The sequence below is a fragment of the Pseudonocardia sp. D17 genome (genome assembly GCF_036984265.1).
In the GTDB taxonomy this organism is placed as follows: domain Bacteria; phylum Actinomycetota; class Actinomycetes; order Mycobacteriales; family Pseudonocardiaceae; genus Pseudonocardia; species Pseudonocardia benzenivorans.
In genome coordinates, this window is record NZ_BPRG01000037.1 from 21,345 (window position 1) to 27,491 (window position 6,147).

General features: G+C 74.3%; 5 protein-coding genes. 3 read left to right on the plus strand and 2 right to left on the minus strand.

Annotation, left to right across the window (positions count from 1 at the left end; genetic code table 11):
- Window positions 1–32: 32 nt before the first annotated feature.
- Entirely contained in the window at window positions 33–638 is a 606-nt protein-coding gene (locus tag PSD17_RS06385) for a winged helix-turn-helix domain-containing protein (protein WP_013675257.1), read from the plus strand.
- Window positions 639–647: 9 nt separating this feature from the next.
- Window positions 648–1,088, plus strand: coding sequence for a hypothetical protein (locus tag PSD17_RS06390; protein ID WP_103384510.1), 441 nt, complete (start codon window positions 648–650; stop codon window positions 1,086–1,088).
- Between the two features lie 482 nt (window positions 1,089–1,570).
- Here the strand turns inward: PSD17_RS06390 and PSD17_RS06395 are convergent, their stop codons facing one another.
- Together PSD17_RS06395 and PSD17_RS06400 are read right to left on the minus strand one after the other, a co-directional pair.
- Entirely contained in the window at window positions 1,571–1,960 is a 390-nt protein-coding gene (locus tag PSD17_RS06395; protein ID WP_103384511.1) for a hypothetical protein, read from the minus strand.
- Window positions 1,961–2,100: 140 nt separating this feature from the next.
- Complete coding sequence (locus PSD17_RS06400) at window positions 2,101–4,623, minus strand: DEAD/DEAH box helicase (RefSeq protein ID WP_103384512.1); 2,523 nt, start codon at window positions 4,621–4,623, stop codon at window positions 2,101–2,103.
- Window positions 4,624–4,908: 285 nt separating this feature from the next.
- On the opposite strand from PSD17_RS06400, the gene PSD17_RS06405 reads away from it, so the two are divergent.
- The coding region (locus PSD17_RS06405) for an ATP-dependent DNA ligase (RefSeq protein WP_339122170.1) at window positions 4,909–6,147 on the plus strand (1,239 nt) is incomplete at its 3' end.

Genomic DNA, 6,147 nt, shown 5'->3' on the forward strand with positions numbered 1-6,147 from the left:
CTTCCCGAATTCCGCAAGGTACATTGCGTGATGTGGTAGCTCCTGCGCCGCCCCTGCTGCCGGTGTTCCGCAGCAGGCTCCAGGGCGACCTGCTGGCCGCCCTCCTCGTCGTGCCCGGGACCGAGCTGACCCTCACCGCGATCGCCGAACGCACCGGTGGGTCGCTCGCCGCCGTCCAGCGCGAGGTCAGCAGGCTGGAGGAGGCCGGCCTGCTGCGGTCGCGCCGCATCGGCAACGCGCGCCTCGTCTCCGCCGACCCGGCCTCGCCCGCGACCGCGCCGCTCACCGAGCTCGTGACGCTGAGCTTCGGGCCGGTGCAGGTGCTGGCCGAGGAGTTCGCGGAGGTGGCGGACGTCGACGCGGTGGAGGTGTTCGGCTCGTGGGCCGCCCGCCACCGCGGCGAGCGCGGCGGGCCTCCGGCCGACGTCGACGTGCTCGTCGTCGGCACCCCGGACCGCGACGTCGTGCACGACGCGGCCGCGCGTGCCGAGGCGCGGATCGGCCTGCCGGTGAACGCGACGGTCGTCGCCCCCGGACGGTGGGAGACCGGCTCCGACGGGTTCGTCACCCGCGTCCGCGCCTCGCCGCGCGTGCCGGTTCCGCGCGTCCGGCCCGGCCCGGCGTCGTCGCGCCGGTAGGTTCGGCGGGTGGACCGGTCCGGGCAGCGTGAGCTGGACGCGCTGCTCGCGGCGGGCAGGCTCGAACGTGTCCCGCCCGATCCGGCGGCCGCGGGGCGGGCGGTCGCGGCGGCGCGTCGTCATCTCGAGTCGGCGCGGACTCTCGCCGACGACGATCCCGACCTCGCCTACACCGCGCTCTACGACGCGATGCGCAAGGCGTGCGCGGCGCTGCTGGCCGCGCAGGGGTTGCGGGCGACGAGCAGGGGAGGGCACCTGGCCGTGCAGCGCGCCGTCGTCGCGATGCACGCGCGGGCCGAGGCGCTGCGCCCCTTCGACCGGGTGCGGCGTCGTCGCAACGAGGTCGAGTACCTCGGTGGCGAGGTCCACCCCGACGACATCGACGCCGATCTCCCCGCTGCCGTGCGCGTCGTGGAGTTCGTGGCGGCCAGGCTCCGCCGCATCGACTGAGGTCGTCTCTCGTGTAAACGATTCATTGACGCAACGCGCGCACGACCAGCCGCCCCCGAGGAGCAGCCCCGAGGAGCAGCCCCGGCGCCGACAACCGCGACGGCGCCGGCTCGGTGTCGCCGACTCACGACGCCGATCTCCCCGCCACCCGGCGCCCGGCGCCCGATGCCCGGCGCCCAACTGCCCGATGCCCAACTGTTCGACGTCCGACGCGCCTGCCATCCGATGCCTGACACGTCGGCCTCGTCCCGGAGATCGTCCGGAAGGTCCAGGTCGAGGCCCCGGCTGGGCGTCAGCCGAGGTGTCGCGCGAGGAGCCGGGGCACGTCGTGTGCGGCGTCGCCGTTCGCGCCGCGCCCGGCGCCCCGGCCGAGCCTCGCGTCGCGGGTGAGTGCCGCAACGGCCGGTCCGGAACCCGGACCGGCCGTCACGCCCGACGCCGGGCGTGGTCGTCGGGCAACGCCGCGGGCCGGGCGAGGCGAATCACTCGCCGGGGGAGAGGGCGGGCGGGTCCTTGGGCCGGCCGCCGCGACGCATGTCGCCGGTCGTCGTCCGCCGCCCCGGGTCGATGAGTCGCTTCCACTTCGCGTGCGCGGCCTGCCGGCTGCTCAGCTGCGCCTCGACGGCGTGCGCCACCTGCGCCCAGGTCATCCCCTCGGAGCGCAGGCCGCGGATGAGGTCGCGCTCGTAGTAGTCGGCCAACCGTCGCATCTCCTGGACCAGGGCGTACCAGACCGCGATGCCGCTGTGGGGCAACGCGTCGCGGGCCGCGAGCTCCTTGAGCCGGTCGAGCTGTTCGACGATGGACGGCTGTCCGGAGTCGGGAAAGGGTCCTGCCTTGGCCAGCCAGCGCTGGGCCTCGTCGTACTTCACGATGTAAACCATACATTGACGCAACGCGACGACGAAGGACACCACGCCGCAGGACGAAGTCGCAGGCTGCGGTCACAGCCGACAAGAACGGCTACGGCGAGGGTGTGAGTGGCGATGGTCGCCATGGCGACCATCGCCACTCACGGGCGGTCCGACACGCCCGTGATCCACACGACGGCCTCGCCGGCCTCGTCGGAGGCAGCGAGGTCGATCTCGGCGGTGATGGCCCAGTCGCGGTCGCCCGCGGGGTCGTCGAGCACCTGGCGGACGCGCCAGCGTTCCGGCTCGACCTCGATCGTCACCAGCTGCGGGCCGCGGGCGTCCGGGCCGGTGCCGATGTCGTCGTGCAGGTCCCAGTACGGGTCGAACGCCTCCCGCCACGCCGTGGCGTCCCAGCCCGCGTCCTTGTCCAGCTCGCCGAGCAGATCCCAGCGGTGCAACGCGGCGAGCTCGACCCGGCGGAACATGGCGTTGCGCACCAGGACCCGGAACGCGCGGGTGTTGCGGGTGACCCCGGCCGGGCCCTGGTCGAGCGAGGGGGGAGTGGGCTCCTCGCCGGTCCCGGCGCCGGCGGCGAGGGCCTCCCACTCGTCGAGCAGGCTGGAGTCGACCTGCCGGACCAGCTCGCCCAGCCACTCGACGAGGTCGGTGAGCTCCTCGGTCTTGGCCTCGTCGGGGACGGTCTGGCGCAGGGCGCGGTAGGCGTCGGCGAGGTAGCGCAGGACGAGGCCCTCGGAGCGGGCGAGCTGGTAGTGCCCGACGTACTCGACGAACGTCATCGACCGCTCGGACATGTCCCGCACGACCGATTTCGGCGAGAGCCGGGCGTCGGCGACCCAGGGGTGGCCGCGACGGTAGGTCTCCAGCGCGGCGTCGAGCATCTCCGCCATCGGCTTCGGGTAGCTGACGTCCTCGAGCAGCGCCATGCGTTCCTCGTACTCGATGCCGTCGGCCTTCATCGCCGCGACGGCCTCGCCGCGGGCCTTGTTCTCCTGCGCGTGCAGGATCTGGCGCGGGTCGTCGAGCGTGGCCTCGATGACCGACAACACGTCGAGCGCGTAGGTCGGGGACTCCCGGTCGAGCAGCTCGATCGCGGCGAGCGCGAACGGGGACAGGGGCTGGTTGAGCGCGAAGTCGAGCTGCAGGTCGCCGACGACGCGCACCCGGCGTCCCTCGGCGTCGGGCTCGGCCAGCTCCTCGACGACGCCCGCCGTGCGCAGCGCCCGGTAGATCGCGATCGCGCGCAGGATGTGCTTGCGCTGGCGGTCGCGCGGCTCGTGGTTGTCCTCGAGCAGGTGGCGCATGGCGGCGAAGGCGTCGCCCGGCCGGGAGATGACGTTGAGCAACATCGCGTGAGTGACCACGAAGTGGCTGGTCAGCGCCTCGGGCTGAGCGCCCTGGAGGCGTTCGAAGCTCTTCTCGCTCCAGCCGACGAAGCCGTCCGGCGGCTGCTTGCGCACGACGCGGCGGCGCTTCTTCGGGTCGTCGCCCGCCTTGGCGAGCAGGCGAGCGTTCTCGACCTCGTGCTCGGGCGCCTCGGCGACGACGGTGCCGACCGTGTCGTACCCGGCCCGGCCCGCGCGGCCCGCGATCTGGTGGAACTCGCGGGCCTTGAGACCGCGGACGCGCGTGCCGTCGTATTTGGTGAGGGCGGTGAAGAGCACCGTGCGGATCGGGACGTTGATCCCCACGCCGAGGGTGTCGGTGCCGCAGATGACCTTGAGCAGGCCCGCCTGCGCCAGGGTCTCCACGAGCCGCCGGTAGCGCGGCAGCATCCCGGCGTGGTGGACGCCGATGCCGTGGCGGACCAGCCGGGACAGGGTGCGGCCGAACCCCGCGGTGAACCGGAACGCGCCGATCGTCTCGGCGATCGCGGCCTTGTCCTCCTTCGACGACACGTTGACGCTCATCAGCGACTGCGCCCGTTCGACGGCCGCGGCCTGCGTGAAGTGCACGACGTAGACGGGGGCCTCGTGGGTCTGCAGCAGCTCGTCGAGGGTCTCGTGCAGCGGGGTGAGGACGTAGCGGTAGTTCAACGGCACCGGCCGCTCGACCGACGTGATCACCGCGGTGGGCCGGCCTGTGCGGCGGGTCAGGTCGTCGCGGAAGAACGAGACGTCGCCGAGCGTGGCGCTCATCAGGAGGAACTGCGCCTGCGGGAGCTCGATCAACGGCACCTGCCACGCCCAGCCCCGGTCGGGGTCGGCGTAGAAGTGGAACTCGTCCATGACGACGGAGCCGACGTCCGCACCCCGGCCGCCGCGCAGCGCGATGTTGGCGAGGATCTCCGCCGTGCAGCAGATGATGGGCGCGGTCTCGTTGACCGCGGCGTCGCCGGTGAGCATGCCGACCTTGTCGGCCCCGAACACCGCGCACAGCGCGAAGAACTTCTCGCTGACCAGCGCCTTGATCGGTGCGGTGTAGAACGTCCGCTCGCCGCGGGCCAGCGCCACGGCGTGCGCGGCGATCGCGACCAGCGACTTCCCGGAGCCCGTCGGCGTCGACAGGATGACGTTGGCGCCCGTGACCAGCTCGACCAGCGCCTCCTCCTGCGCGGGGTAGAGCGAGAGCCCCTGCTCGTCGAACGCCCACTCGGCGAAGGTCTCGACGAGGGCGTCGGGGTCGTCGGGGGAGGGGAGCCGGTCGGCGAGGGTGCTGGTCATGGTGACTCCGATCGTCCCCCGGCGGGGGCCCGGCCGTCGCGGCGGGGTCGGCGGCGGCCGGTGCTGCGCCGGGCGGGTGAGCGGCCACTGCTCCGGTGGACGGGGGTGGGCACGTCGTCGCAGGTCACGACGATCCGTCTGCCGAGGGCCACGGCCGCACGTGGCGGCCTGCCGACCGCTCGCCGCGCGGCAGTCGCCGATGATCTCCGTTCGTCCTGCCACGTGGCCCGCACGGCCGACGGACGGGACGCGAGCGCTGCGGCGCGAACTACGCTGCCGAGTGTGATGGTCCGGGCGGGCACGGGCGGGATGCCCGAACTGGTGCCGCCCATGCTGGCCGCGAGCGGTGACCTGCCGACGGGCCCCGGGTGGGCGGTCGAGTTCGCCTGGGACGGGCTGCGCTGCATCGCGTACGCGCGCCCCGGCCGGGTCCGGCTGCTCACGGCCCGCGACCGGTCGGTCAGCTCGACCTTCCCCGAGCTGCACGTGCTGGCCGCCAAGGCTCCGCGCCAGGGGGTCATCCTCGACGGGACCGTCGTCGCGCTCGACGACGCGGGCATCCCGAGCAGACGGATGCTCATGCGCCGCACCGCGACCCAGCGGCCCGGTGCCGCGCTGGTCGCGGAGGTGCCGGTCGGCTTCTTCGTCAGCGACCTCGTCTGGCTCGACGGCGAGTCGACGACGAGCCTGCCCTACCGGCGCCGTCGCGAGCTGATCGACGACCTCGGGCTTGCCGAGCAGCCGGTGGTGCTGTCGCCGTCGTGGCCCGCGGGCGACGCGGGGCACGTGCTGGCCACGGCCCGCCGGTACGGCCTCGACGGCGTGTTCGCCAAGCGGCTCGACTCCGCCTACCAGCCCGGACGCCGCTCCCGGAACTGGCTGCGGGTGCCGCTGCGGCGCAGCCGGCAGGTCGTCGTCGGGGGCTGGACCCCGGCGAGCGCCGACCGGCCCGACTCGGTGGCCGCGCTGCTGCTCGGGGTCCCGGGTCCGGAGGGGCTGCGCTACGTCGGCCGGGCCGGGGTCGGCGCGGGCACCGACCGGGCGGCCGTCACCGCGCTGGTGCCGGACCTGCACAGCGACTCGTCGCCGTTCGTCGGGGAGGTGCCGGCCTCGGTGGCCCGCGACGCGATGTGGGTGGTGCCGCGGCTGGTGGGGCTCGTCGAGTTCACCGAGTGGACGATGGGCGGCCGGCTGCGGCTGCCGGTGTGGCGCGGGCTGGTCACGCCGGAGGAGGTCGACGACGCGCTGTGGGACGACGGCCCGGACCTCGACGGCCCCGCCGCGGGCCGCCCCGCCGCCGACGGCCCGGATGCCGACCGCCCCGCCGCCGATGGCCCCGGCGCGGACCGCGCAGTCACCGACCGCGCAGTCACCGACCGGGCAGCCACCGCACGCACACCTGTCGACCGCCCGAACGGCGGCCGCCCGGAATCCGACCGTGCGACCGACCTGCGCGCGAACGGCGACGGCGCGACCGGCGACGGCGCGACCGGCGACGGCGCGACCGGCGACGGCGCGACCGGC